Source organism: Variovorax paradoxus (genome assembly GCF_009498455.1).
GTDB lineage: Bacteria > Pseudomonadota > Gammaproteobacteria > Burkholderiales > Burkholderiaceae_C > Variovorax > Variovorax paradoxus_H.
This window is the reverse complement of the sequence record NZ_CP045644.1, coordinates 1737939-1761791: the sequence shown is the minus strand read 5'-3', so window position 1 is coordinate 1761791 and position 23853 is coordinate 1737939. Positions and strand designations below refer to the sequence as shown.

Sequence of the window (23853 nt, the reverse complement as noted above, 5' to 3'; positions counted from 1 at the left end):
GCCCCGGCTGCACAAGGAGTCCCATGGAAAGCACCACGCCATCCACGCCGCCGCTGGTCCGCCTTCGCAACGTCGGCAAGCGATTCGCCAACGGCACGCTCGCCCTGCAGGGCATGACGCTCGACATCGGCGAGCACGACTTCGTCAGCTTCCTCGGCCCCTCGGGCTGCGGAAAGAGCACCGCGCTGCGGCTGATCGCCGGGCTCACCCGCATCAGCTCGGGCGACATGCAATGGTCAGGCGCCAACACCGGCACCGCGAAGGACAGCAAGAGCGACCGCGACCTGGGCTTCGTGTTCCAGGAGCCCACGCTCATGCCCTGGACCAAGGTGTTCGACAACGTCTGGCTGCCGCTCAAGCTGGCGGGCATGGGCCGCGACGAAGCCGCGCCGGTGGTGCAGCAGGTGCTGGAGCTGGTGGGCCTGTCGCGCTTTGCCGATGTGTACCCGCGCGAGCTCTCGGGCGGCATGAAGATGCGCGTGTCGATTGCGCGCGCGCTGGTCACGCACCCGCGCCTGCTGCTCATGGACGAGCCCTTTGCCGCGCTCGACGAAATGACGCGCATCAAGCTCAACAACGACCTGCTGGCCATCTGGCGCGAGCACCGCTTCTCGATCGTGTTCGTCACGCACAGCGTGTACGAGTCGGTGTATCTGTCGAACCGCATCGTCGTGATGGCGGCGCGCCCGGGCCGCGTGATCGACGAGATCGCCATCGACGAGCCCTACCCGCGCGGCGAAGCCTTCCGCACCTCCAGCCGCTACAACGCGCACTGCACCGCCGTTTCACACTCTCTGCACGGAGCGCTCCATGGCCTCGACATCGACCATTGAAACCGTGATGCCCCTCGACACCACCACCGCCCACGAAGCCACGCCGTCCGCCGAGACGCTGCGCGCGCACGAAGACAAGCTGCGCCGGCGCGAGTCGACGCTGCGCGTCGTCGTGCCGGTCGTCATCGTCGCCGCGCTGCTGCTGGTGTGGGAGTGGATGGTGCGCGCCAACGACATCCCGCACTACATCCTGCCGGCGCCCTCGCTCATCCTGCGCACGCTGTTCGACAACTGGGGTTCGCTCTCGGGCGCGCTGTGGTTCACGGTGAAGCTCACGCTGCTCGCGCTGGGCGCCGCCATCGTCGGCGGCGTGCTGCTGGCGATTGCGTTCGCGCTGTTCAAGTGGGTGGAGATCGGCCTGTTCCCGATCGCCGTGATCCTGCAGGTGACGCCGATCATCGCGATCGCGCCGCTCATCCTGATCTACGTGTCGAGCACCACCGCGGCGCTCTTGCTGTGCGCGTGGATCGTGGCCTTCTTCCCAATCCTGTCGAACACCGTCATCGGCCTGAAGAGCGCCGACAGCAACCTGCGCGATTTGTTCCAGCTGTACAAGGCCTCGCCCTGGCAGACCTTCCGCTACCTGCTCGCGCCCAGCGCGCTGCCGTACTTCATGGCGGGCCTGAAGATCGCCGGCGGCCTGAGCCTGATCGGCGCGGTGGTGGCCGAGTTCACGGCCGGCACGGCGGGCAAGGAGACGGGGCTGGCCTCGCGCATCCTCGAGTCGAGCTTCCGCACCGAGATCCCGATGATGTTCGCGGCGCTGCTGCTGGTGTCTCTGCTGGGCATCGTGATCTTCATCGTGTTCGCCGCCCTGTCGCGGCTGGTGCTCGGCCACTGGCATGAAAGCGAAATGCGCCGTGAACGCTAGAACCCCGCTGTCCGCGGTCGACTGGGATGCCGTGCGCGAGGACCTGCGCGGCCTGAACGTGATCGCCACGCCCAGCCAGCGCAAGCAGCTGTCCAAAGACTTCTACTGGTACAGCCCGATCCTCACGGCGCAGCTCGCGGGCTGCGTGGCCGACCTCGTGGTCAAGGTCAGCACCGAGGACGACGTGCGCCAAGCCGCGGCCGTGGCCGCCAAGTGGAAGCTGCCGCTCACCGTGCGCGCGGGCGGCACCGGCAACTACGGCCAGTGCGTGCCGCTCGAAGGCGGCCTCGTGCTCGACGTGACGCAGATGTGCCGCGTGCTCGACCTGGCCGACGGCCGCATCCGCGTCGAGGCCGGCGCGCGCATGCACGACATCGACCTGGCCGCGCGCGAGACGGGTCAGGCCCTGCGCATGTGGCCCTCGACCTGGCACGTGGCCAGCATCGGCGGCTTCATTGCGGGCGGCTTCGGCGGCATCGGCTCGTTCCGCCACGGCATCCTGCGCGACCCCGGCAACCTGCTGCGCGCGCGCGTGATGACGGTGGAGCGCGAGCCGCGCGTCATCGAGCTGGTGGGCGACGAGATCCAGCAGGTGCACCACGCCTACGGCACCAACGGCGTGATCCTCGACGTCGAAGTGGCGCTGAGCCCGGCGGTCGACTGGGTGCACTGCACGGTGCTGTTCGAAACGTACCGCGGTGCGCTCGACTTCGGCATTGCCGCACAGGCGCCCGAGTTCGATTTGTTTCTGCTCTCGACCGTGGAGGCGCGCTTCTCGCCCTACTACACGGCCATGGGCGAGCACTTTCCGCCCGACCGGCATGCCGTGTTCACCATGGTGTCGCCCGACACGCTGGCGGGCTTTCGCGCGCTGGCCGCGGCGCACGGCGGCACCATCTCGGTGGCTGGCACCGAAGACGAGCTGCTGGCCGCCGGCCTGCCGCCGGCCTACGAGTGCGCCTTCAACCACACGACGCTGCAGGCGCTGAAGGCCGACCGCAGCTGGACCTACCTGCAGGTGGCCTACGCCCAGCCCTTCGATCCGGCCGTGGTCGAGCGCCATCTGCAGATCTTCGGTGACGACGTGCTGCAGCACCAGGACTTCGCACGCGCCAACGGCGAATGCGGCACCTTCGGCATCCTGCTCGTGCGCTGGAAGGGCGAGGCCCACCAGTACGAGGTGATGCGCGAGATCGAGTCGCAGGGCGGCGCGCAGATCTTCAACCCGCACGTCTTCACCATCGAGGACGGCGGCATGAAGACCATCGACACGCAGCAGATCGAGTTCAAGAAGCGCAGCGATCCGATGGGTTTGATGAACCCCGGAAAAACGCGCGGCTGGACGCCCGACATGGCCGTCGAGCGTTGAGAAAAACATTTAGTCTTCGCATCCCGTCCCCACCCCAACCTCCACAGGAGTCCGTCCCCATGCGCATCCCCGCTTTCTCTCTCCGGCCGCTGGCCTTCGGCCTGGCCCTTGCAGGTGCTGCCCTCGCCGCACATGCCCAGGAAAAAGTGGTGTTCGCCACCAACTGGAAGGCGCAGGCCGGCCACGGCGGCTTCTACCAGGCGCTGGTGGACGGCACCTACAAGAAGTACGGCCTGGACGTGGAAATCATGCAGGGCGGCCCGATGGTCAACAACCGGCCCATGCTGCCGGCCGGCAAGGTCGACTTCCTGATGACCGGCAACCTGCTGCAGTCGTTCGACAACGTGAAGAACGGCGTGCCCACCGTGGTGGTCGCGGCCATCTTCCAGAAAGACCCGCAGGCCATGTTCGCGCACCCGGGCCAGGGCTACGACAGCTTCAAGGACATGACCAAGGCGCCCGTGGCCTTCATCGGCAAGGACGGCCAGTTCAGCTTCTGGCAGTGGATGAAGTCGGAGCACGGCTTCAAGGATGCGCAGCTCAAGCCCTACACCTTCAACGTCGGCCCGTTCCTGGCCGACAAGAAGTCCATTCAACAGGGCTACGCCATCTCGGAGCCGCTGTCGATCAAGGCGCAGGCCGGCTTCGACCCCGTGGTGCACCTGCTGGCCGACCACGGTTTCTCGACCTACGCCACCACCATCGAGACCCGCGCCGATCTCATCAAGACCAAGCCCGAGACGGTGCGCAAGTTCATCGAGGCCTCGATCATCGGCTGGAACAACTACCTCTACGGCGACAACAAGGCCGCCAACGAGCTCATGGCCAAGACCAACCCCGACGCCACGCCGGCCGCGCTGCAGGGCTCCATCGATCTCATCAAGAAGATGGGCATCGTGGACAGCGGCGACTCGCTCACCAAGGGCATCGGCGCCATGGACGAAGCGCGCGTGAAGGACTTCTACGACAAGATGGTCAAGGCCGGCCTCTACAAGCCCGGCGAGATCGACCTGTCGAAGGTCGTGAGCACGCAGTTCGTCAACAAGGGCGTCGGTGTCGACGTTCGCAAGAAGCTCGCCGGCAAGTAATTCATTTCGTTTTTTCCCGTGGGTCGCGCGGGGCTTGCGCCGGGGTCAGATGCCGGCGCCTGGGTTTGCCATAAGGCACGCGCGGCCTTTTATCCCTGGGCTCTGACCCCGTCTCGCCGAACAGGCGAACCGGCCCGAACCATGAAAACGCTCGTCGTCCATTGCCATCCGAATCCTGACAGCTTCAACCACGCGCTCTACCGCACCGCCCTCGACGCGCTGCAGCCTCGCCATCCCGTGCGGGCCATCGACCTGTACGCCGAAGGCTTCGACCCGACGCTGACACGCGAAGAGCGCATCGCCTACCTCGACAACCCCGAACTGATCCGCGAACGCGTGAAACCCCACGTCGAAGCGCTGCTGTGGGCCGAGCACCTGGTGTTCGTCTATCCCACCTGGTTCCATGGACCACCGTCCATGCTCAAGGGCTGGCTCGAGCGCGTGTGGCTGCCGGGCGTGGCCTTCCTGCCCGCGGAGCGCAAGGGACAACTCGCGAAGTCGGGCATGCGGCACATCCGCCGGCTGACGGTGGTGACCACGGGCGGCTCGCCGCGCTGGTTCGTGATGGCCATCGGCGACCCGGGGCGGCGGCTGTTCACACGCGCGCTGCGGGCGCTGTTCGCGTGGCGCTGCAAGGTCACATGGCTGCAGCTGCACGACATGAACGCCGTCACCGACCGCGACCGCACCCATTTCATCGCGCGCGTGGCGCGCACGCTGCACAACATATAGCCCACAAACAAGCAAGCAAGCAGGGAGACAGACACCATGAGCCTCGAACGCACCCTGACCGTCCGCGTCGAACGCATCTCGCGCCAGACGCCGGAAATTTTGGCCTTCGAGCTGACGCATCCGTGGGGCCGCGCGCTGCCCGGCTACGAGGCCGGCGCGCACATCGACGTGCACATGCCCGGCGGTTTCTCGCGCCAGTATTCACTGGCGCGCGCGCCCTCGGGCACGGGCTCTTACGTGATCGGCGTGAAGCGCGAACACGCGAGCCGCGGCGGCTCGGCCTCGATGCACGAGCGCGTGCGCGAGGGCGACCTGATTGCGATCAGCGCGCCGCGCAACACCTTCCCGCTGCGCGCCGAAGCTCGCCGCCACCTGCTGCTGGCCGGCGGCATCGGCATGACGCCGCTGCTGGCGATGGCGCAGGCGCTGGCCGCGCGCGGCGCCGACTTCACGCTGTGCGTGTTCGCACGCAGCGAGGAGCACCTGGCCTTTGCCGAGGCGCTGTATGCGCCCGCGCTGGCCCCACATCTGAAGCTGCACCTCGACCAGGGTGACGCGACGCAACGCATCGACCTGCGCGCGCTGCTGGCCGACCGCGCGCCCGACACGCACCTGTACGTGTGCGGCCCCGGCGGCTTCATGCAGGCGGTGCGCGAGGCCGCCGCGCACTGGCCCGAAGACGCGCTGCACACCGAGTACTTCGCCGCGCCCACCGGCACGGCCGCCGCCACCACGGGCCTGCCCTTCACGCTGAAGCTGGCGCGGCGCGGCATCGAGGTGCCGGTGGCGGCCGACCAGACCGCGGTCGATGCATTGCACGAAGTCGGCATCGACATTCCCGTGTCGTGCCAGCAGGGCCTGTGCGGCACCTGCGTGGTCGAGGGCGATGGCGACGGCGCCGAGCACCGCGACTTCTGCCTCACGGGCACCGAGCGGCGTACCAAGGTTGCACTGTGCTGCTCGCGCGCCAAGGGCCCCGACCTGGTGTTGCAGCTGTGAGCGTGAGCGACACCGACAGCGAAGCACCCGCCACGCGCGGGCGTTCGCGCAAGTACACGCAGGTGCTCGGCCTCATCAACCAGGCCGCCATCGAAGTGTTCGCGAGCGAAGGGCTGGCCGGCGCGTCGACGCAGGCCATCGCCGACAAGGCGGGGCTGTCGAAGGCCCAGCTGCACTACTACATCGAGAGCAAGGAAGCGCTGTACCGCCAGGTGCTGCAGGACATCCTCACCGACTGGATCGTGGTGTTCGGCTTCAGCGACGAGGCCTTCGGCCCGCGCAAGGTGCTGGGCGACCTGATCCAGCGCAAGATGATGTTCTCGTTCGAGCACCCGCTGCGCTCGCGCATCTTCACGGCCGAGATGATGCGCGGCGCGCCCGTCATCAACAACATGATGGACACGAGCAAGCAGCGCACCGACCAGGCCGCCGCCGTGATCCAGAACTGGATGAACCAGGGCCTGATGGACACAGCCGACCCGATGCTGGTGCTGTTCCACATCTGGGCCGTGACGCAGTTCTACGCCGACCACGCGACGCAGGCCGCCTACTACCGCAGCGCCGCACAAGAGGGTGACGACAAGGACCGCCGCTACCTCATCGAGCAGGTGACGGAGTTTCTTTTGAAAGGCGCAGGCGTCAGGTAGCGCCGCGCAGGGGCAGGAACATCGTCGCTTCCACCTCGACGAGCACCTCGTCGCCCGGCAGGAAGCGCGACACCTCGACCACCGTGCTCACCGGCGGCTCGCCCGGGTAGAACAGGCCGCGCACACGGTTGTAGAACGCGTAGTGCGGCAGGTGGCGGAAGTACTGCACCAGCTTCACCACGTCTTCCATGGTGCCGCCGTGCTCGGCCGCGATCTGGCGGATGCGCTCGAGCACGAACCAGCTCTGCGCCACGATGGGCGCCTCGAAGATGTCGACCGACATCTGGCCCGTGGCATAGCCCACGCCTTGCAACGCGGTGCGGGCTTCTTCGGGAATGGCGTCGTAGCCGGCCACCGCGCGGCGCGTGGCCGGGTCGACGGCGACCACGCCGCTCATGAAGACGAAATCGCCGACGCGCTTGGCGGCGGCATAGTTGGCCATCGGCTTGCCCATGCTCATGGTGTTGTCGGCTCCAGAAGTTGACCCGCGCGGTAGACGCTGCGCAGGCGGCCGCGCGGGCCGATGAGTTCGTGTTCGTCGGTGGCGGCCAGCACCACCAGGTCGGCCGGGCAGCCCGGCGCGAGCCGGCCGTCCCACGCGAGCCCCAGCGCCTTCGCGGGGTTCACGGTGATCGTGTCGAGCCAGTCGGCGGCGGGCGCGAGGTGCGCCATCTGCACGCCGAGGCCGAAGGTCTCGAGCAGGTCGTAGCTGCCGTAGGGATAGAAGGCGTCCTGCACGTTGTCGGTGGCCAGGCTCGCGCGCAGGCCGTGCGCGGCGGCCTCGCGGATGCGCGTGATGCCGCGCGCCACGGGCGTGCGGTCCCACGCGCCCTGCAGGTAGAGGTTGGTGGTCGGCAGCGCGACCAGGTGCAGCCCGGCGCCGGCGCACAGCGTGAGCGTTTCGGCGGCCACCGCATCGTCCTGCACCGAGAGCGAGCAGGCGTGGCCGCAGACCACGCGGCCCTTGAAGTCGCGCGCGCGCACCAGCTGCGAAATGCTGCGCAGGCCGCTGGCGTCGGTGTCCAGGCCTTCGTCGACATGGAAGTCGAGCGTCAACCCGTGCTGCTGCGCGAGGTCGAATACGCGGCCCAGCTTGGGGACCAATCCTCCGTTGCGGTAGACGAAAGCGCCCAGCGCGCCCCCCGCGCGCTTCACGTCGCGCGCGATGCGCTCGCCGGCCGAGAGGTCGGCGAACACGTCGAGCGGCACGAGCGCGACGAACTGCAGTTCGATGCGGCCGGCCCACTCTTCGCGCAGCGCCTCGAACACGGCCAGCGCGGCCGGCGGCTCGGGCTCGACCCAGTCGAGGTGCGTGCGCAGCGCGCGCGTGCCGGCGCGCCAGGCCTCGTGCAACGCACGCTCCATGCGCAGGCGCAGCGAGGCGCCGGTCCAGCTCGCGCGGTGACGGCCCATGCGCTCGATGGCGGTGAACAGGTCGCCCTGCGCGGCGCCGACGTCCTGGACGGTGAAGTTCTTGTCGATGTGCGCGTGCGCCTCGACGAGCGCGCTCAGCAACGTGCCGCGCGCTTGCGTCTGCGACGCACTGGGCACGATGGCCGCGACCGTGTCGCCGTCGATCGTGACGTCGAAGACCTGCGCATTGCCCACGGCCGCAAAGCCACGCAGCGGCATCGGGATGCGCAGCGCTTCGAGCGTCGTCATGCGCGCTGGCGCCAGTCGCGCAGCCAGCCCAGGCCGGCCGAGGTGCCGCCGGGTTCCATGCCGCGGCGCGGGCGGTACTCGCAACCGACCCAGCCCTGCCAGCCGCACTGCGCCGCCACCTCGTCGATCACGCCGAAGAGGTAGTCGTAGTTCTGCTCGCCGACATCGGGCTCGTGGCGCTCGGGCACGCCCGCGATCTGCAGGTGGCCGACGCGGCCGGTCGGCAGGTACTGGCGCAGATTCATCGCCACGTCGCCTTCGACGATCTGGCAGTGGTACAGGTCCATCTGCACCTTGAGGTTCGCGGCGCCGACGGTCTCGACGATCTGGTGCGCGTGGTCTTGCCGGTTGAGAAAGAAGCGCGGAATGTCGCGCGTGTTGATCGGCTCGATCAGCACGTCGCGCCCAGCCTTCGCGGCCTCGGCCGCGGCCCAGCGCAAGTTCTCGACATAGACAGCTTCTGCGGCGTCGCGTGCAAGGTTGTCGGGCACCAGGCCCGCCATGACGTGGATGCGCGGGCAGTCGAGTGCCACGGCGTAGTCGATGGCCTTGGCGATGCCTTCGCGGAACTCGCCCTCGCGCCCCGGCAGGCAGGCCAAGCCGCGCTCGCCGCCGGCCCAGTCGCCGGGCGGGCCGTTGAACAGCACCTGCTGCAGGCCGTTGTGCTTCAGGCGCGCAACGATCTCTTCTTTGCTGAAGTCGTAGGGGAAGAGGTACTCGACGGCCTGGAAGCCGTCTTTCGCGGCGGCGTCGAAGCGGTCGAGAAATGCGAGCTCCGGGTAGAGCATCGAGAGGTTGGCGGCAAATTGGGGCATGGGGTGTTTGTACTACCAGCGCGCACCGAAAGTGCGGCGCAGTTCATCGATCTGATCGGGGGCGAGCGGTGCAGGCCGGGTGGCCTGCGTGAGCATCTGCAGGCGTGCGGTTTCTTCCAGCTCTTCGAGCACGGCCATCGCGGCGGCCGGCGTCTCGTGCCAGACGTTGGGGCCCAGGCGCGCGAGCATCGCGGCGCGGATCGGCGTGCCGGCCGCGCCGTAGCGCGCGATGGTGTGTGCCACCTGCTCGGCCGCCTCGGGCGCGCCGGGGCGGTGGTACGCAATGACCGGCACATGGCCGACCTTCATCACGAAGTAGGGCGTGAGCGCGGGCAGCAGTTCGGCTTGCGGGTTGCCCAAGGTCAGGGCGACGCAGTGCGTGCTGTGCGTGTGGATCACGCAGGCCGTGCCGGCATCGAACGCGCGCGCGGCGGCGTAGATGCGCGTGTGCAGCGCGATGGTCTTGCTGGCGCGGTCGCCGCCGGTCTGCTGGCCTTGGGCATCGAGCCGTGCGAGCCGCGCGGGGTCGAGAAAACCCAGGCAGGCATCGGTCGGCGTGATGAGAAAGCCGTCGTCCAGCCGCACGCTGATGTTGCCGGCCGTGGCATGCACGTAGCCGCGTTCGAACAGGCTGCGGCCGACACGGCAGATTTCGTCGCGGGCTTCGTTCTCGGTCATGCGAGCACTGTAAAAGCTTTGGTGAAGAAATCGTCGCTGCCGAAGTTGCCCGACTTCAACGTGATGTGCAGCCCGGCGTCGGGCGCGGCATCGGAGCGCGCATGGCACCACGGCACGCCGGGGTCGATCTGCGGACCGATCTGCATCTGCGCGATGCCCAGCGCCTGCACGCAGGCGCCCGAGGTTTCGCCGCCGGCCACCACCAGCTGGTGCACGCCGCGCTCGACCAGGCCGCGCGCAATGGCGGCGATGGTGCGCTCGACCATGGCACCGGCTTCTTCCACGCCGAGCCGTCCCTGCACCGACTTCACGGCGCCGGCTTCGGCGGTCGAGTAGACGAGCACCGAACCCTTGTCGATCAGCGGTGCGGCCCAGGCCAGCACTTCGGCCGCCACGTCCACGCCCGCCGCGATGCGCAGCGGGTCGATGGCCATGGCCGCGCCGCCGCGCTGGATGAAGTCGAGCACCTGCCGGTTGGTGGCGAGCGAGCAGCTGCCCGACACCACCGCCGTCTTGCCGCCGGCCTTCGGCAACGCGCTGGCCTGCGACGACGGCGCGAGGCCGAAGTTGGCCGGCAGGCCGATGGCCACGCCCGAGCCCGCCGTGAGCAGCGGCAGCTTCGCGAGCGCCGGGCCCATGCGCAGCAGGTCGTCGTTCGAGACCGCATCGACGATCGCGATGGTCACGCCTTCGGCCTTCAATTGCGCGATGCGTTCTTCGATGGCCGCTGCGCCGCGTGCGACCACCGCGTGGTCGATCAGGCCCACCTTGCGCGTGCACTGCGCCTGCAGCACGCGCACGAGGTTCGGGTCCGTCATCGGCGTGAGCGGATGGTTCTGCATGCCGCTCTCGTTGAGCAGCACGTCGCCCGCGAACAGGTAGCCCTTGAACACGGTGCGCTTGTTGTCGGGGAAGGCGGGCGTGGCGATGGTGAAGTCGCATGACAGCGCGTCCATCAGCGCCTCGGTCACGGGGCCGATGTTGCCTTGGGCCGTGCTGTCGAAGGTCGAGCAGTACTTGAAGTAGATCTGCTGCGCGCCCTGCGCCTGCAGCCAGCGCAGCGCGTCGAGCGACTGCGCGATGGCGTCGGCCGGCGCGATGGTGCGCGACTTGAGCGCGACCACGACCGCATCCACGTCGGCATCGAGCGGACCGGCGGGCACGCCGATGGTCTGCACCACGCGCATGCCGGCGCGCACGAGGTTGTTGGCCAGGTCGGTGGCGCCGGTGAAGTCGTCGGCGATGCAGCCGAGCACAAGCTTCGCCATCGCTCAGCCCTTCAGCGGCAGCGTGACCGCCTGTGCGTTCTCGCGCACGTAGTCGCGCAGGATGGCGTCGAAGCTGGCGTCGGCCTTCAGGCCCAGCGCGTCGGCGCGCGCGGCGTGGATGCGGCTGGGCCAGCTGGTGACGATCTTCGCGATGGCGGCGTCGGGCTCCCAGTCGATGAGGGCGGTGGCCTCGGTGCCGGCGATGCGCTCGAGCGCCTGCGCCATCTCGCGCACGGTGGTGGTCAGCGCGGGCAGGTTGATGGCGGTGCGCGCGCCCCATTCGGTGGCGCTGGCGGTGGCCGCGCGCACGATGCCGGCGACGGTGTTGCCGGGCGAAGCCAGCGCGACCGGCGTCTCGGGCGCCACGGGGCAGCGTGCGCGCACGCCGGCCAGCGGCTCGCGCAGCATGCCGCTCAGGAAGCTGGAGGCCGCGCCGTTCGGGCGGCCCGGGCGCACCGACACCGTCATGAGCCGCACGTTGCGGCCCTGCACGAAGCCCTTGCGCGTGTAGTCGGCCACGAGCTGCTCGCCGATGAACTTCTGGATGCCGTAGCTGTTCTGCGGCGTGGGCAGCGTGGTGTCTTCGATCACCGCAGGCAGGCGCTGCTCGGGCGAATCGCCGAACACGGCGACGGAGCTGGAGAACACGAACACGGGCGCATGACCGGCGCTGCGGCAGGCGTCGAGCAGGGCGCGCGTGGTGTCGAGGTTGCTGCGCATGCCGAGGTCGAAGTCGGCCTCGCACTCGCCGCTCACGGCGGCGGCGAGGTGGAACACGGCGTCGGTGTCGGCCAGCGGCAATGCGCCGTTGGCGGCCTGCTCGTAGAGGTCGCCCTGCACGAACTGGATGCGCGCGTCGGCTGCGAGGTCGGCGGGCGGCGGCACGCGGTCGGCGAGCGTGATGCGCGCGATGTCCCGGGGCTGGCCGCCGGCCAGTGCGAGCGGGCCGCCGGCGAGCAGGGTGCGGGCGAGGCGGGCGCCGAGGAAGCCGCAGCCGCCGGTGATGAGAACGTTCATGGTGTGTGTCTTTCCTGATCGGTGGAGCGCAACGCTCGATGCTATTTCTTCGATTCTTTCGCAGCAGGCAATTCGATGCCCGGGAAGATCTTGATGACCGCGCTGTCGTCTTCGCGCGCAAAGCCGGCCGTGGAGGCCTGCATGAACATCTGGTGCGCGGTGGACGACAGCGGCAGCGGAAACTTGCTGGCGCGCGCCACGTCGAGCACCAGGCCCAGGTCCTTCACGAAGATGTCGACGGCCGACAGCGGCGTGTAGTCGCCCGCGAGCACGTGGGCCATGCGGTTCTCGAACATCCAGCTGTTGCCGGCGCTGTGGGTGATGACCTCGTACAGCGCGTCGGGGTTCACGCCTTCGCGCAGGCCGAGCGCCATGGCTTCGGCCGCGGCGGCGATGTGCACGCCGGCCAGCAGCTGGTTGATGACCTTCACCTTGCTGCCCGCACCGGCCGAATCGCCCAGGCGGTAGACCTTGGCGGCCATCGCGTCGAGCATCGCGCCGGCCTTCTCGTACGCCGCGGGCGTGCCGGCGGTCATCATCGTCATCTGGCCGCTCGCGGCCTTGGCAGCGCCGCCGGAAATCGGCGCGTCGAGGTACAGGATGCCCTGCTGCGCCAGGCGCGCTTCGAGCGCCACCGACCAGTTCGGGTCGACGGTGGAGCACATCACGAACAGGCTGCCGGGCTTCATCGACGCCGCGCAACCGGGCGTGGTGCCGTCGCCGAACAGCACCGATTCGGTCTGCGCCGCGTTGACGACCACGCTGACCACGATGTCGCACTGCGCACCGAGCGCGGCCAGCGTGTCGCAGGCGGTGCCGCCTTCGCGCGCGAAGGCTTCGGCGACGCCGGGTCGCACGTCGAACACATGCGGTGCATGGCCCGCGCGGCGCAGCGATTGCGCCATGCCGCTGCCCATGGCGCCCAGGCCCACGAGGCCGACGACGGGGGGGGTGTTGGAAGAAGAAGTCATGTCGTGCGTCCTTCGATCAGCGGTTGACGAGTTGCTTGGGCGTGAGCCACACGCCGATGGCGCCGAGCACCAACGCGCCGGCCAGCACGTACATGCCGATCTGCGTGCTGCCCGTGAGGTCCTTCAGGTAGCCGATGAGGTACGGGCTCACGAAGCCCGCGAGGTTGCCCACCGAGTTGATGACCGCGATGCCCGCTGCTGCCGCCGTGCCCGAGAGGAAGGCGGTGGGCAGCGACCAGAACAGCGGCGCGCAGGTGAGCACGCCGGCTGCCGCGAGCGACAGGAAGGTCAGCGACACGACCGTGTTCTGCGTGTACGAGGCCGCGACCGTGAAGCCCACGGCGCCCATCATCGCGGGAATGATCAGGTGCCAGCGGCGTTCGCGGCGCGCGTCGGCACTGCGGCCGAAGAGGTTCATCGCGACGATCGCGCACAGGAACGGAATGGCGCTCAGCAGGCCGATGTTGAAGTTGCCCTGCACGCCCGTGGCCTTGACCAGAGTCGGCAGCCAGAAGGTCAGCGCGTACTGGCCCATGACGAAGGCGAAGTAGATGAGGGCCATCCACCACACGCGCGCGTCGCGGAACATCGCGCCCACCGAGTGCGGGCCCTTGGCGCCGTGCGCCTGGTCGCGCGCGACTTCACGCTGCAGCAGCTGCTTTTCTTCGGGCGAGAGCCAGCGTGCGTGCTGGATGCCGTTGTCCAGGTAGAGCAGCACCATCACGCCCACCAGCACGGCGGGAATGGCTTCGATGATGAACATCCACTGCCAGCCGTGCATCGACGACACGCCGTGGAAGGCGTCCATGATCCAGCCCGACAGCGGGTTGCCGAAGATGCCCGCCACGGGAATCGCCGACATGAACACCGCGATGATCCGCGCGCGCCGGTGCGACGGGTACCAGTGCGTCAGGTACAGGATCACGCCGGGGTAGAAGCCCGCCTCGGCCACGCCGAGCAGGAAGCGCAGGATGTAGAAGCTGGTCGGCGCTTCCACGAACACGAAGCAGGCCGACAGCAGGCCCCAGGTGATCATGATCCGCGCGATCCACACGCGGGCGCCCACGCGGTTCAGCAGCAGGTTGCTCGGCACCTCGAACAGGAAGTAGCCCAAAAAGAAGATGCCGGCGCCCAGGCCGAACACGGTTTCGCTGAAGCCGAGGTCCGCGCCCATCTGCAGCTTGGCGAAGCCGACGTTCACGCGGTCGAGGTACGCGACCACGTAGCAGAGCATCAGGAAGGGCACGAGGCGCCAGAACACCTTGGCGTAGGCGCGTTTCTCGAGCGCGGCATCGACGGGCAGGTCGGCCATGGCCGAAGGCGCGCCGGCCTGGAGGGTGGAAGTCATTGGGAGGGAGTCCGCTGGATGAAAAAACGGGGTCGTCCCGTCACCCTGCGGCGCGGTCGCCCCTTACTTGTCAGGTCATCATACAAATTTAAGACAAGCTCTCGGATACGGGATAACCCGCACATTCCGATCTCTTCAAGAAATGGTGAGCGTGGGCTTACTTGCCCGCAGGCCAGCCTTCGACCAGGGGTCGGGCGAGCTGGGCGCCTTCCTGCTGCCAGAAGGCCGGGTCGGCCTGCTCGATGCGGCGGATGGCGTTGTCCATGTGCGCCTTGGCGGCCTCGCGCGCCGCCAGCGGGTCGCCGGCGTCGATCGCCTCGACGATGCGCGCGTGCTCCTGCGCCACTTCGCGCACGAAGTCGGCACGGCGCGCCTCGTTGGCGCGCGTGACGCGGGTGGCGCCATGCAGGAACTGCCGCAGGTACTGCAGCGTGCCGATGAGGAACGGGTTGCGCGCGGCCTCGGCGATGGCGCGGTGAAAGCGCACGTCTTCGTCGGCGCCATTGCTGCCCATCGACACCGCCGCGTGCAGCGCATCGATGGCGTCGCGGATGCGCAGCATGTCCTCGGGCGTGCGGCGCTCGGCCGCGAGCGCGGCCACCTCGGCCTCGAGCGCGCGGCGCAACTCGACCATCTGCACCACCGCTTCGCGCGACGCCACATGCGGCATCTCGAAGCGCAAAGGCTCCACGCCGGCAGCGCGCACGAACACGCCGCTGCCCTGCCGCGAATCGACCAGCCCGAGCGACTTGAGCCGCGACACCGCCTCGCGCACCACGGTGCGGCTCACGCCGAACTGGGTGGCCAACGCCGTCTCGGTGGGCAGCCGGTCGCCTTCCGACAAGCGCCCGCTGCGCACCTCGGCCACGAGCGCATCCGCCACCTGGTCGGCCAGGCGGACGGCGGGAGCAAGGGACTGGAAACGGGGGTCATGGGCGCGGGGAGGCGGTGGGGTCTGCGACTCTAACGCAGGCACCGCACCGTCACGCCGCATGGCCGCGCCTTCGCCTGTGTCAGAGGCCGAGCGCGTGGCGCGCGGCCCGCGCGATGCTCGCCGCGTCCACGCCGAAGAAGTCGCGCAGCGCGGCGCGCGTGTCGCTGCGGCCGAAGCCGTCGGTGCCCAGCGTGAGGTAGCGGCGGCCTTCGGGCAGGAAGGCGCGCACGCTCTCGGGCAGGGCGCGCACGTAGTCGGTGGCGGCGACGATCGGGGCCTTGCTGCCCTTGCCGAGCTGCTGCGCGACGAAGGGCGTGCCGGCGTTCTTCTCGCCAGCCAACGCGCGTTGCTCGCAGGCCTGGCCGTCGCGTGCCAGTTCGCTCCAGCTCGTGACGCTGAACACCTCGGCCTCGATGCCTTCGTCGGCCAGCTGCTGCGCGGCCTTGATGACCTCGGTGAGGATCGCGCCCGAACCCAGCAGCGTGACGCTCTTCTTGGCCTTGCCCGACGTCGGCGCATACGTGCCGAAGCGGTAGCAGCCGCGCAGGATGTCGGCCTCGGCGCCCGCCGGCAGGTCGGGCTGCGCGTAGTTCTCGTTCATGAGCGTGACGTAATAGAACACGTCCTGCTGCTCGACCATCATCTCGCGGATGCCTGCGTCGACGATGACCGCCATCTCGCCCGCGAAGGCCGGGTCGTAGGCCTTGCAGTTGGGAATGGTCGCGGCCACGAGGTGGCTGCTGCCGTCCTGGTGCTGCAGGCCTTCGCCGCCGAGCGTGGTGCGGCCCGAGGTGGCGCCCAGCAGGAAGCCGCGTGCGCGCTGGTCGGCCGCCGCCCAGATGGCGTCGCCCACGCGCTGGAAGCCGAACATCGAGTAGTAGATGTAGAACGGCAGCATCGCCAGGCCGTGCACGCTGTAGCTCGTGGCCGCGGCCGTCCAGCTCGCAATGGCGCCGGCTTCGCTGATGCCTTCTTCAAGGATCTGCCCGTCGGTGGCTTCGCGGTAGCTCAGCACCGAGCCGATGTCTTCCGGCGCATAGCGCTGGCCCACGCTCGAATAGATGCCGACCTGCTTGAACAGGTTGGCCATGCCGAAGGTGCGCGCCTCGTCGGCCACGATGGGCACGATGCGTGGGCCCAGCGCCTTGTCCTTCATGAGGTTGCCCAGCATGCGCACGAAGGCCATGGTGGTGCTCATCTCCTTGCCGGCGGCCGCCGTGGCGAAGTTCGCGTAGGCCGCGATGTCGGGCTTGGGCACGACGTCGCACGCGGTCTCGCGGCGCGGCATGGCGCCGCCGAGCGCTTCGCGGTGCTGGCGCAGGTAGCGCATCTCGGCGCTGTCTTCGGCCGGGCGGTAGAAATCCATCGCGGTGGCCTGCGCGTCGGTGAGCGGCAGGTTGAAGCGGTCGCGGAACTCGATGAGATCGACGTCGCCCATCTTCTTGTGCGAGTGCGTGGTCATCTTGCCCTGCGCCGCGCTGCCCATGCCGTAGCCCTTCTTGGTGTGGGCAAGGATCACGGTGGGCTGGCCCTTGTGGGCAGCGGCTGCGGCATACGCGGCATGGATCTTCACGAGGTCGTGGCCGCCACGCTTCAGGCGGTCGATCTGCTCGTCGGTCATGCCTTCGGCCAGCCGCGCAAGCTCGGGGTTCTGGCCGAAGAAGTTGTCGCGGTTGAAGCGGCCGTCTTTTGCGGCGAAGGTCTGCATCTGGCCGTCGACGGTGTTGGCGAACACGCGTGCGAGCGCGCCGCTCACGTCCTGCGCGAAGAGGCCGTCCCAGTCGCTGCCCCACACGAGCTTGACGACGTTCCAGCCGGCCCCGGCGAAGAGCTTTTCGAGCTCGTCGATGATGCGGCCGTTGCCGCGCACGGGGCCGTCCAGACGCTGCAGATTGCAGTTGACGACCCACACGAGGTTGTCGAGCTTTTCGCGCGCGGCGAGCGTCAGCGCGCTCATCGATTCGGGCTCGTCCATCTCGCCGTCGCCGAACACGCCCCAGACCTTGCGGCCTTCGCAGTTCAGCAGGTTGCGGTGCGTGAGGTAGCGCATGAAGCGCGCGTGATAGATCGAGCTGATCGGGCCGATGCCCATCGAGCCGGTGGGGAACTGCCAGAAGTCCGGCATCAGGTACGGGTGCGGGTAGCTGCACAGCCCGCGCGCGCCGCTGCCGTTCACGAACGCCGGCGCAGTTAGTTCCTGGCGGTAGTGGTTCAGGTCTTCTTCGCTCAGGCGGCCTTCGAGGTACGCCCGCGCATACACGCCGGGCGCGCTGTGCGGCTGGAAGAACACGAGGTCGCCGCGGTGCGCCGGGCTGCGCGCATGGAAGAAGTGGTTGAAGCCGGTTTCGAACAGGTCGGCCGCGCTCGCATAGCTGGCGATGTGGCCGCCGAGTTCGCCGTACGCCTGGTTGGCCTTGGCCACCATCGCGAGCGCGTTCCAGCGCATGAGCGAGGCGAGCTTTTCCTCGACGGCGAGGTCACCCGGGAACGGCGGCTGGTCGGCCGCGGCGATGGTGTTGACGTACGGCGTGGCCAGCTCGGGCTGCCAGCCGATGCGCTGCTGCCGCGCCAGGCGCGCCAGCTCGGTCAACATCTGGCGCGCGCGCTGCGACCCTTGCGTCTGCGCCAGCGCCAGGAAGGCGTCGCGCCATTCGGCGGTCTCTTCGGGGTCGGGGTCGTGCGACGGCGGCGTGTCGAGCAACAGGGCGCGCATCTGGTCGGCGGAGATCGGGGCGTTCATGCCAGCACTTTAAGCCGCTTTGCGGAAAATTAGCTACCGGCACCTTCGATTTCATGGCTATTCGCAAGCATAAAATGCTGCGATTCAACAGCTTCGCGGAATTTCATGGAACTCGATGCCATCGACCTGCGCATTCTCGACGAGCTGCAACGCGACGGCGCGCTGTCGAACGTCGAACTCGCGCGCCGCGTGCACCTGTCGCCCTCGCCCTGCCTGGCCCGCGTGAAGGTGCTGGAGACGAGCGGCGTGATCGATCGCTATGTGGCGCTGGCGAACGCCAAGGCGCTGGGCCTGGGGCTCAACGTGTTCATCTCGATCAGCCTGACGACGCAGAGCAAGCAGTCGCTGGCCGACTTCGAGCAGCGCATCGCCGAGCACGACGAGGTGATGGAGTGCTATCTAATGACCGGCGACAGCGACTACCTGATCCGCATCGCCGTGGCCGACATGGCGGCGCTGGAGCGCTTCATCATGGAGCAGCTGACGCCGATTCCGGGGATCGAGAAGATCCGCTCGAGCTTTGCGCTCAAGCAGGTCAGATACAAAACGGCGCTGCCGTTGCCAGCAGCGCCGTTGTAATTGGCACGCCCCAGACGGGGCGGAAAGAAACTCAGAGACCGATCAGGCCGCCGTCGTTCTTCGTGATGACCACGGTGGCCGAGCGCGGGCGGGCGCTGCCGCCTTGCGGCCAGTGGCTCAGGAACTTCGTCGGGTCGGTGATGTCGGCTCTGCCCGTACCTTCACCCGGATGCTGGATGTTCACGAACAGCGCGCGGCCGTCGCCCGATTCCGCGATGCCGGTGATCTCGCAATCCGCCGGACCGACCAGGAAGCGGCGCAGGCCTTCCGTACCGGGGGCCTTGCCCACGAAGGTGTTCTGCGTGCGGGTGGTGGTGCCGTCGACGTTGGTGATCGCCTTCGCGCCGCCGTCGCCCACCTTGCCGGGCAATGCAGCCAGCAACATGCAGTTGGTCACATCGGTGTAGGCACCGTCGTCGGTCTCGAGCCACAGCAGGCCGGGCGCCGCTTGGCTGAACCACATGCCGTCGGGGCTGGACAGGTCGTTGTCGGCCGTGAGCTGCGAGAGGTTGACGTCGGCCGAGGCCGTGGCGCGCGCACCGAAGAGGTACACGTCCCACTTGAAGCTCAGCGCGGTCGGATCGGCGTTGTCATCCGCAAAGCGCACGATGTGCCCGTTGGGGTTGCCCTTTTGCGACTTGTTGGCGGTGGTCTTGTCGTCGTAGAAGCGCGGATTGGCTGCGTCGGTGCTGCCGATGGGGCGCGCGCTGGCGCTGGTGTTGGTCAGCGTCACGTAGACGTCGCCGGTCTTCGGGTTGACGGCGGCCCATTCGGGACGGTCCATCTTGGTTGCGCCTGCAGCGTCGGCGGCCAGACGCGCGTTGGTCACCACGTCAGCGGCATCGGCGAAGGCGTACGTCGAATTGCTGGAGGTGATGCCGTTCACGCCGAGCTTCAGCTCCAGCCACACGCCCGTGCCGTCGGCGTTGAACTTGGCCACGTAGAGGCGGCCGTCGTCCATGTACTTGTCGCCCGAGGCCATGCCGCCGCCGATGTCGGCCGCGTCCCAGTTCTTCGTGGAGACGAACTTGTAGATGTACTCGTTGCGCGAGTCGTCGCCCATGTACCAGACCAGCGGCTTGCCGACCACGACCGGGCCGAGGCAGGCGCCTTCGTGGCCGAAGCGGCCGAGGGCGGTGCGCTTCTTCGGCGTGCTGGTGGGATTGAACGGATCGATCTCGACCACCCAGCCGTAGGTGTTGTGGCCGTTGCGGTAGTCGTCGGTGGCGGTGGCGCCGACGACTTCGGTGTTCCAGCGCGCATGGATGTCGTCGCCGCCGGCGACAGTGGCCCAGAGTTCGCGTCCGGTACCGGCGACGCCGTAACGGCTGAAGGACTTCAGCTCCTTGAGGGTGCGGTTCTTGTCGTCGTTGGTATCACCCGCGATGCGTCGGAAGTAGCCAGCCCAGTTCTCTTCGCAAGTGAGGTAGGTGCCCCACGGCGTGGTGCCGTTGGCGCAGTTGTTGAGTGTGCCGCGGGTCTTGCTGCCGTCGGTCGAGTACTTGGTCTTCAGGTAGTCGGTCTTGGCGGCCGGGCCGGAGAACTGCATTTCGGTGAGCGTGTGCACGCGGCGGTTGAAGCTCGAATCCTGCTTGTAGCTCCAGCTGTTCCCGCTCTTGTTGACTTCAATCACGCTCACGCCATGCAGGTAGAACTCGCGCAGCACTTCGTCGGGAACATTGCGCTGCCCGTCGACCAGCGACGTGCCGGTTGCGTTGCTGTAAACCGGGTTAAGTGCCGTCTGCCCGTTGGGATGCAAAAACAGCGGCGTGATGGCTTCATGGTTCATCACCAGCAGGCCGCGCGAAGCGTTGGCCGCGTCCCACTTGTTCGCGGCGTTCATGCCGAAGAAGGTCATGCCGTCGTGGTGGTCGCCGGCACGGCGGTCGTAGGTGGCCGGATCGTCGGTGCCGTCGTTCTTGTACGGGGCCACGCCAGCGGCGATCGGGTCGCCCAGGCGATAGAGCACGCTGGCGGTGTAGCCGGCAGGCACGGTGACCACGTCTGCGAGGCTCTTCGCGACGGCGTTGAAGCCGAGCTTCATCGGCGCGGGCGACGGGGCCGGAGCCGGCGCGGGGGCCGGTGCGGGCGGAAGAATGGGGAAGGCTGCGCCGCCACCACCGCTGCCGCCGCCGCAGGCCTGCAGCAGTGCGGTACCGGCGGTGCCGACGCCCAGGCCGAACAGATGGCGGCGGCTCAGGCGCGACGCGACCAGATCGGTGAAGGAGGGATTCGGGGAATCGTTGGTGCCGACGTCGTCGAGATCGACGCCATGGGCGTCCGTGCGGGTGTTTGCGGTCATGCGCAATGTCTTTCGTGGGTTGGGATTGAAACCAACCCGCGAAGTTAGGCACTTCGCATGACATGCCTGTGAAACTGTGGCTCGCCCCCAGGCTTCGCGCACTTCGTGTCGCTGCGCCAACCCCCTACCGGGGGCAACACCAGCGGCCCGGCAGAGCCGGTTCCGCGGTGTTTCTGGAAGAGACGTGTGCCTTGCCCTTGCTCAGGGCGCCGGCGACTGCCTCGGCCACAGCGCCCACAGCCGCAACGGCTGGTTCACGCTCGCGGCCAGCCGGCCGGCTTCCGGGCCGGTGCCGGCGAAGTAGTCGGCGCGCACCGCGCCCACGATGGCGCTGCCCGTGTCCTGCGCCACCACCAGCTTCTGCAGCTGCGCGGTCGGGCCGCTCGATGCGAGCCAGACCGGCGTGCCGTAGGGAATGCTTTCGCGGTCGACCGCGATGGAGCGCCCCGCCGTCAGCGGCACGCCCTGCGCGCCGCGCGGGCCGAAGGCGGCGTCGAGTTCGCTCATCGTTTCTTCGCGGAAGAACACGTAGCGCGGGTTGCTCCACAGCATCTGCGACACGCGCTGCGGGTTCTGCGCAGCCCAGGCCTTGGTGTCGTCGGGCCACTTGCCGACCTTGCTCACGCCTTGGCTCACGAGCCATTGCTGCACGCTGCGGTACGGCTGCTCGTTGGTGGCCGCATACGCCACGCGCACGGTGTGCTGGTAGCCGTTGGCCTCGGTGATGCGCAACCGGCCCGAGCCCTGGATGTGCAGCATGAGCGCGTCGATGGGGTCGGCCATCCAGGCGATCTCGCGACCGCGCAGCGCGGCCTGGGCTTCGGGCAGGGTTTCGATTTCCTGGCGCGTGAACCAGGGGCGCTTGGGCACGAGGCCGTCGGGCGCCTGGTACAGCGGCACGCTGAAGCCGGCCGAGGGCACGCGCGACGCTTCGTACACGGGCTCGTAGTAGCTCGTGAGCTTGCCTTCGCTCTGGCCCGCGAGCGATTCGACGCGGTAGGGCTGCAGCCGGTCGGTCATCCAGCGGCGCTGCTCTTCGGGCGTGGCGATGGCGAGCTGGCGCACGTCGCGGCACAGCGGCGCAAAGGCGGCGTTGGGGCGTGCGCAATTGGCCAGCAACGCGATCCACCCTTCATGCAACGGGTCTTCGCTGAAGCCCGGCAGTTCCGACCAGCCCACGGGCACCCAGCGGCTTTTCGGATGCGCGAGCGATCCGGTCAGCGGACCGAGGTCGCGCGGCGGGGTGACGGTGGGTCGGGTGGGGCTTCGGGGCGCGGGGCCGAGGGAACAGCCGGCGAGCGTTGCTACGATCGCAAGCCCGACCAGCCACTGGAGTCCATTTCTCATGGGTTTGATTCTGCTTGAAGCCCTCGCCGCAGGACTTGTCCTGATCTTGATCATCTGGTGGACCATGTTTTCCGGGCGTAACAAGGGTGAATTGCATGACGAGGCCGATGCCGAGCATCCCGGCGAGGACCGGCCGCCGAAAGCGTGAATTGCTTGTGTAGCCGCACGGCGCAGCCCGTTGTCGGACAAGCACCCCATTGCTACAACTTTAGTAGCAATCATCGCAGCATTCACGGGCGATGGCGAAAGTTTTCTTATTTTCCGTAGGGCTTTGAGCACGTACCATCGGGGGCGCGTCGGGGGCTAAGCTGTGGCCCGCTTGATTCAACCTTGAAAGGGATCGCCATGAAAAAGTTCGTTCTTGCAACCACCGCAGCAGCCCTCGTCTTGTCCGGCTGTGCCGGCGGCATGACTGACACCCAACGCAACACCGGCATCGGTGCCGGCATCGGTGCACTCGGCGGCGCCGCCATCGGCTCGGCCACCGGCGGCAACCGCGGTGCCATCGGCACGGGCGCCGTGGTCGGCGCGGCAGCCGGCGCGCTCGGCGGCTACCTGTGGTCGCAGCGCATGGAAAACCAGAAGCGCCAGATGGAAGCCGCCACGCAGGGCACCGGCGTGGCCGTGACGCAGACGGCCAACAACGAGCTGAAGCTCGCCATTCCGAGCGACGTGTCGTTCGACGTGGGCCGCTCCAACATCAAGTCGAACTTCGCGCCCGTGCTCGACCAGTTCGCCAACGGCCTGCGCAACAACCCGAACGCCGAGGTGCGCATCATTGGCCACACCGACAGCACCGGCTCCGACGCCATCAACAACCCGCTGTCGGTGGACCGCGCCGCCAGCACGCGCGACTACCTGGTGGCACGCGGCGTGAGCGCCGCGGCATTCCGCATCGAAGGCCGCGGCTCGCATGAGCCGGTGGCCGACAACAACAGCGACGCCGGCCGGGCACAGAACCGCCGCGTCGAGATCTACGTGGGCGAGCGCGCACCGCGCGGCTGATCAAAAGCCCCACCGGGAAACCGGCCGCACCATCGAACGGCCGGTTCCCGCTTCAGTTTTCATTGGTCCAAGCAGAGGGAAAATTCATGAGGAAGTTTGTAGTGTCTAGCGCGGCCCTGGCCGCTGTGTTGTTCATCGCGGGGTGCGCATCGTCGACCCCGCCGGCCGAAGCACCGGCCGCACAGCAGGCCGCACCGGCCAACAGCTGGACCGCCCGACTGGCCGCGCTGAAGGCCGAGCTCGAAGGCTCCACCAAGGGCACCGGCGTGGTGATCGAGCAGACCGCCGACAACCAGCTTCACGTCGTGATTCCCAATGAACTCTCGTTCGACACGGGCCGTTCCAACGTCAAGCGCAACCTGGCGCAGGTGCTGGACAAGGTCGCCGAAGGCCTGAAGAGCGCCACCACCGCCAGCCTGCGCGTGGTCGGCCACACCGACAGCACGGGCAGCGAAGAAGGCAACGAGCGCCTCTCGGTGAGCCGCGCCGACAGCGTGCGCAACCACCTCGTGGGCCGCGGTGTGTCGACCACCGTGATCACCACCGACGGCCGCGGTTCGCGCGAGCCGCTGGCGGACAACGGCACGGCCGCCGGCCGCGCCCAGAACCGCCGCGTCGAAATCTTCGTCGCTGAAAAGATCTGACCTT

At 68.3% G+C, this 23853-nt stretch carries 23 protein-coding genes; 11 read left to right on the top strand and 12 right to left on the bottom strand.

Annotated features, from left to right (window positions below; translation table 11 throughout):
- The first annotated feature begins 23 nt into the window (after nt 1-23).
- From GFK26_RS07965 to GFK26_RS07935, 7 genes are all read left to right on the top strand, one after another.
- Nucleotides 24-833 (top strand): ABC transporter ATP-binding protein, encoded by an 810-nt coding sequence (locus GFK26_RS07965; RefSeq protein ID WP_153281525.1) that lies wholly within the window; start codon nt 24-26, stop codon nt 831-833.
- Nucleotides 811-1704 (top strand): ABC transporter permease, encoded by an 894-nt coding sequence (locus GFK26_RS07960; RefSeq protein ID WP_194274052.1) that lies wholly within the window; start codon nt 811-813, stop codon nt 1702-1704. Before GFK26_RS07965 ends, GFK26_RS07960 begins: the two co-directional genes overlap by 23 nt.
- Nucleotides 1676-3073: an FAD-binding oxidoreductase gene (locus GFK26_RS07955; RefSeq protein ID WP_153281524.1), complete on the top strand. Its 1398-nt coding sequence runs from the start codon at nt 1676-1678 to the stop codon at nt 3071-3073. The genes GFK26_RS07960 and GFK26_RS07955 overlap by 29 nt, the downstream gene beginning before the upstream one ends.
- A 59-nt stretch (nt 3074-3132) precedes the next feature.
- Nucleotides 3133-4161: an ABC transporter substrate-binding protein gene (locus GFK26_RS07950; RefSeq protein ID WP_153281523.1), complete on the top strand. Its 1029-nt coding sequence runs from the start codon at nt 3133-3135 to the stop codon at nt 4159-4161.
- Between the two features lie 141 nt (nt 4162-4302).
- Entirely contained in the window at nt 4303-4893 is a 591-nt protein-coding gene (locus GFK26_RS07945; RefSeq protein WP_153281522.1) for an NAD(P)H-dependent oxidoreductase, read from the top strand.
- Between the two features lie 36 nt (nt 4894-4929).
- Nucleotides 4930-5892 carry a PDR/VanB family oxidoreductase gene (locus GFK26_RS07940; RefSeq protein WP_153281521.1) on the top strand — a complete coding sequence of 321 codons (963 nt, stop codon included), beginning with the start codon at nt 4930-4932 and terminating at the stop codon, nt 5890-5892.
- Nucleotides 5889-6539 (top strand): TetR family transcriptional regulator C-terminal domain-containing protein, encoded by a 651-nt coding sequence (locus GFK26_RS07935; RefSeq protein ID WP_153281520.1) that lies wholly within the window; start codon nt 5889-5891, stop codon nt 6537-6539. Before GFK26_RS07940 ends, GFK26_RS07935 begins: the two co-directional genes overlap by 4 nt.
- Here GFK26_RS07935 and GFK26_RS07930 read toward each other — a convergent pair.
- The 10 genes from GFK26_RS07930 to mdeB form a co-directional block, all read right to left on the bottom strand.
- The gene (locus tag GFK26_RS07930; RefSeq protein ID WP_153281519.1) at nt 6532-6999 is read right to left on the bottom strand and encodes a RidA family protein; all 468 of its coding nucleotides are present in this window, start codon (nt 6997-6999) and stop codon (nt 6532-6534) included. The two genes, GFK26_RS07935 and GFK26_RS07930, sit on opposite strands and share 8 nt — an antisense overlap.
- Nucleotides 6996-8201, bottom strand: a complete 1206-nt coding sequence (locus GFK26_RS07925) for an amidohydrolase family protein (RefSeq protein WP_153281518.1) — start codon at nt 8199-8201, stop codon at nt 6996-6998. Before GFK26_RS07925 ends, GFK26_RS07930 begins: the two co-directional genes overlap by 4 nt.
- The gene (gene otnI / locus GFK26_RS07920) at nt 8198-9016 is read right to left on the bottom strand and encodes a 2-oxo-tetronate isomerase (RefSeq protein WP_153281517.1); all 819 of its coding nucleotides are present in this window, start codon (nt 9014-9016) and stop codon (nt 8198-8200) included. The genes GFK26_RS07925 and otnI overlap by 4 nt, the downstream gene beginning before the upstream one ends.
- A gap of 12 nt (nt 9017-9028) precedes the next feature.
- Nucleotides 9029-9694: an aldolase gene (locus GFK26_RS07915; protein WP_153281516.1), complete on the bottom strand. Its 666-nt coding sequence runs from the start codon at nt 9692-9694 to the stop codon at nt 9029-9031.
- Nucleotides 9691-10962: a 3-oxo-tetronate kinase gene (gene otnK / locus GFK26_RS07910; RefSeq protein ID WP_153281515.1), complete on the bottom strand. Its 1272-nt coding sequence runs from the start codon at nt 10960-10962 to the stop codon at nt 9691-9693. The genes GFK26_RS07915 and otnK overlap by 4 nt, the downstream gene beginning before the upstream one ends.
- A gap of 3 nt (nt 10963-10965) precedes the next feature.
- A complete protein-coding gene (denD, locus tag GFK26_RS07905) occupies nt 10966-11979 on the bottom strand; it encodes a D-erythronate dehydrogenase (protein ID WP_153281514.1) in 1014 nt (337 codons plus the stop codon).
- Between the two features lie 41 nt (nt 11980-12020).
- Complete coding sequence (ltnD, locus tag GFK26_RS07900; RefSeq protein ID WP_153281513.1) at nt 12021-12950, bottom strand: L-threonate dehydrogenase; 930 nt, start codon at nt 12948-12950, stop codon at nt 12021-12023.
- A 16-nt stretch (nt 12951-12966) separates the two neighbouring features.
- A complete protein-coding gene (locus GFK26_RS07895; protein ID WP_153281512.1) occupies nt 12967-14298 on the bottom strand; it encodes an MFS transporter in 1332 nt (443 codons plus the stop codon).
- Between the two features lie 157 nt (nt 14299-14455).
- Nucleotides 14456-15292, bottom strand: coding sequence for a FadR/GntR family transcriptional regulator (locus tag GFK26_RS07890; protein WP_228121942.1), 837 nt, complete (start codon nt 15290-15292; stop codon nt 14456-14458).
- Between the two features lie 19 nt (nt 15293-15311).
- Entirely contained in the window at nt 15312-17972 is a 2661-nt protein-coding gene (gene mdeB, locus GFK26_RS07885; protein ID WP_153281511.1) for an alpha-ketoglutarate dehydrogenase, read from the bottom strand.
- Nucleotides 17973-18077: 105 nt separating this feature from the next.
- Between mdeB and GFK26_RS07880 the strand changes: the two genes are divergently transcribed.
- Nucleotides 18078-18551, top strand: coding sequence for an Lrp/AsnC family transcriptional regulator (locus GFK26_RS07880; protein ID WP_062480783.1), 474 nt, complete (start codon nt 18078-18080; stop codon nt 18549-18551).
- A 31-nt stretch (nt 18552-18582) separates the two neighbouring features.
- On the opposite strand, the gene GFK26_RS07875 is transcribed toward GFK26_RS07880, so the two are convergent.
- Together GFK26_RS07875 and GFK26_RS07870 are read right to left on the bottom strand one after the other, a co-directional pair.
- Nucleotides 18583-20853: a PhoX family protein gene (locus GFK26_RS07875; RefSeq protein WP_153281510.1), complete on the bottom strand. Its 2271-nt coding sequence runs from the start codon at nt 20851-20853 to the stop codon at nt 18583-18585.
- 201 nt (nt 20854-21054) lie between these two features.
- Nucleotides 21055-22200, bottom strand: coding sequence for a murein transglycosylase A (locus tag GFK26_RS07870; protein ID WP_153281509.1), 1146 nt, complete (start codon nt 22198-22200; stop codon nt 21055-21057).
- Between GFK26_RS07870 and GFK26_RS34000 the strand changes: the two genes are divergently transcribed.
- The 3 genes from GFK26_RS34000 to GFK26_RS07860 all read left to right on the top strand — a co-directional run bounded on the left by GFK26_RS34000 (nt 22199) and on the right by GFK26_RS07860 (nt 23849).
- Nucleotides 22199-22348: a hypothetical protein gene (locus tag GFK26_RS34000; RefSeq protein WP_194274051.1), complete on the top strand. Its 150-nt coding sequence runs from the start codon at nt 22199-22201 to the stop codon at nt 22346-22348. The two genes, GFK26_RS07870 and GFK26_RS34000, sit on opposite strands and share 2 nt — an antisense overlap.
- Before the next feature lie 197 nt (nt 22349-22545).
- Complete coding sequence (locus GFK26_RS07865; protein ID WP_056575284.1) at nt 22546-23205, top strand: OmpA family protein; 660 nt, start codon at nt 22546-22548, stop codon at nt 23203-23205.
- Between the two features lie 86 nt (nt 23206-23291).
- A complete protein-coding gene (locus GFK26_RS07860; protein WP_153281508.1) occupies nt 23292-23849 on the top strand; it encodes an OmpA family protein in 558 nt (185 codons plus the stop codon).
- Nucleotides 23850-23853 lie beyond the last annotated feature (4 nt).

Bases quoted from the DNA above. Each gene is read 5' to 3' on its own strand.
- GFK26_RS07860 (WP_153281508.1), top strand. From the start codon at position 23,292: ATGAGGAAGTTTGTAGTGTCTAGCGCGGCCCTGGCCGCTGTGTTGTTC.
- GFK26_RS07940 (WP_153281521.1), top strand. From the start codon at position 4,930: ATGAGCCTCGAACGCACCCTGACCGTCCGCGTCGAACGCATCTCGCGC.
- GFK26_RS07890 (WP_228121942.1), bottom strand. From the start codon at position 15,292: ATGCGGCGTGACGGTGCGGTGCCTGCGTTAGAGTCGCAGACCCCACCG.
- GFK26_RS07930 (WP_153281519.1), bottom strand. From the start codon at position 6,999: ATGAGCATGGGCAAGCCGATGGCCAACTATGCCGCCGCCAAGCGCGTC.
- ltnD (WP_153281513.1), bottom strand. From the start codon at position 12,950: ATGACTTCTTCTTCCAACACCCCCCCCGTCGTCGGCCTCGTGGGCCTG.
- GFK26_RS07960 (WP_194274052.1), top strand. From the start codon at position 811: ATGGCCTCGACATCGACCATTGAAACCGTGATGCCCCTCGACACCACC.
- denD (WP_153281514.1), bottom strand. From the start codon at position 11,979: ATGAACGTTCTCATCACCGGCGGCTGCGGCTTCCTCGGCGCCCGCCTC.
- mdeB (WP_153281511.1), bottom strand. From the start codon at position 17,972: ATGAACGCCCCGATCTCCGCCGACCAGATGCGCGCCCTGTTGCTCGAC.
- GFK26_RS07925 (WP_153281518.1), bottom strand. From the start codon at position 8,201: ATGACGACGCTCGAAGCGCTGCGCATCCCGATGCCGCTGCGTGGCTTT.
- GFK26_RS07870 (WP_153281509.1), bottom strand. From the start codon at position 22,200: ATGAGAAATGGACTCCAGTGGCTGGTCGGGCTTGCGATCGTAGCAACG.
- GFK26_RS07955 (WP_153281524.1), top strand. From the start codon at position 1,676: ATGAAAGCGAAATGCGCCGTGAACGCTAGAACCCCGCTGTCCGCGGTC.
- GFK26_RS34000 (WP_194274051.1), top strand. From the start codon at position 22,199: ATGGGTTTGATTCTGCTTGAAGCCCTCGCCGCAGGACTTGTCCTGATC.
- otnK (WP_153281515.1), bottom strand. From the start codon at position 10,962: ATGGCGAAGCTTGTGCTCGGCTGCATCGCCGACGACTTCACCGGCGCC.
- GFK26_RS07965 (WP_153281525.1), top strand. From the start codon at position 24: ATGGAAAGCACCACGCCATCCACGCCGCCGCTGGTCCGCCTTCGCAAC.
- GFK26_RS07875 (WP_153281510.1), bottom strand. From the start codon at position 20,853: ATGACCGCAAACACCCGCACGGACGCCCATGGCGTCGATCTCGACGAC.
- GFK26_RS07915 (WP_153281516.1), bottom strand. From the start codon at position 9,694: ATGACCGAGAACGAAGCCCGCGACGAAATCTGCCGTGTCGGCCGCAGC.
- GFK26_RS07945 (WP_153281522.1), top strand. From the start codon at position 4,303: ATGAAAACGCTCGTCGTCCATTGCCATCCGAATCCTGACAGCTTCAAC.
- GFK26_RS07880 (WP_062480783.1), top strand. From the start codon at position 18,078: ATGGAACTCGATGCCATCGACCTGCGCATTCTCGACGAGCTGCAACGC.
- GFK26_RS07950 (WP_153281523.1), top strand. From the start codon at position 3,133: ATGCGCATCCCCGCTTTCTCTCTCCGGCCGCTGGCCTTCGGCCTGGCC.
- otnI (WP_153281517.1), bottom strand. From the start codon at position 9,016: ATGCCCCAATTTGCCGCCAACCTCTCGATGCTCTACCCGGAGCTCGCA.
- GFK26_RS07865 (WP_056575284.1), top strand. From the start codon at position 22,546: ATGAAAAAGTTCGTTCTTGCAACCACCGCAGCAGCCCTCGTCTTGTCC.
- GFK26_RS07895 (WP_153281512.1), bottom strand. From the start codon at position 14,298: ATGACTTCCACCCTCCAGGCCGGCGCGCCTTCGGCCATGGCCGACCTG.